General features: G+C 61.4%; 1 protein-coding gene. It reads left to right on the forward strand.

What is annotated here, in order from left to right; all coding sequences use genetic code 11:
* The first annotated feature begins 196 nt into the window (after positions 1-196).
* Positions 197-1,135, forward strand: coding sequence for an IS110 family RNA-guided transposase (locus tag NKJ37_RS31915; protein ID WP_023809699.1), 939 nt, complete (start codon positions 197-199; stop codon positions 1,133-1,135).
* Positions 1,136-1,154 lie beyond the last annotated feature (19 nt).

Raw genomic sequence — 1,154 nt, forward strand, 5'->3', positions numbered from 1 at the left:
CCTTGTATCTACACGAGAGAGATTTCGTGGGATTAGAGCGATTGAGCCAAGGTCCGGGCGGCCGCCCGGACCTTGGCTTGGCGAAGTCGCCCGTACCACCTGAGGTTACAACCGCGGGAGAGCTTGGGATCTTCGCCTTCGTCACGCACGACCGAACAGTCGCTTGGTTCCAACCGTACGCACAAGGCAGGTTACCGTGAACAGGATTATTTGTGGAGTTGATGTTTCGAAAGATTGGCTGGACGCGCATGTCCGGCCTGGCGGAGCGGCAGCGCGCTTCGCCAACGATGCGGCGGGGATTGCAGCTCTTTGGCTGTTCTGCCGCAGCCATGGCGCAGCCCTTGCGGTGATGGAGGCATCGGGCGGCTATGAACGGCTGGGGTTCATGCTCTTGTGGGCGCACGGCATGCCGTGCGGCGTGGTCAATGCCAAGAGCGTGCGCCGTTTCGCCGAGGCGATGGGCTATCTGGAGAAGACCGACAGGATCGACGCCGCTGTCATCGCCCATTACGGCGCAGTCAAGAACACGGTGCCGACGCCACCGCCAAGCGCTGCCCAACAGCGGCTTACCGCGTTGGTTGGCCGGCTTTGCCAGATTGTCGGCGATGCGACCATCAACAAGCAGCGTAGAAGTGCCGCATGCGACGCCGAGGTATGCGCCAGCATCGAGGCGACGCTGGCCTTCCTCAAGCGCGAGCAACGGCGCCTGGAAGGCGAGATTGCCTCGATGATCGATGACGATCCGCTGTGGGCCAGGCTGGAGCGAGCCTTTCGTTCGCTCAAGGGCGTAGCCGGACGCACTGTCGCCCGTCTGATGGCCGAACTGCCCGAGATCGGCCTCATCTCCAACAAGGCCATCGCCAAGCTGGCAGGCCTGGCTCCTTTCGCCAACGATAGCGGCAAGCGCACCGGCAACAGGCATGTGCGAGGCGGACGCGCCGGGCCGCGTGGCATCCTCTTCATCGTCGCAGCTATCGTGGCCAAATTCGATCCTCATCTCAAAGCTTTCGCTCAACGGTTGCAACAGGCGGGAAAGCCAAAAATGCTCATCCGCATCGCACTCGCCAGAAAACTCCTGGTCATCCTCAATGCAAAAGCACGCGATGCGCGCAACGAGTTCGTAATTGCAACTTGACACCCCAGATAGTCGCTCT

Origin of the sequence: Mesorhizobium sp. M0140 (assembly GCF_040322475.1) — a bacterium.
Taxonomy (GTDB): Bacteria; Pseudomonadota; Alphaproteobacteria; order Rhizobiales; family Rhizobiaceae; genus Mesorhizobium.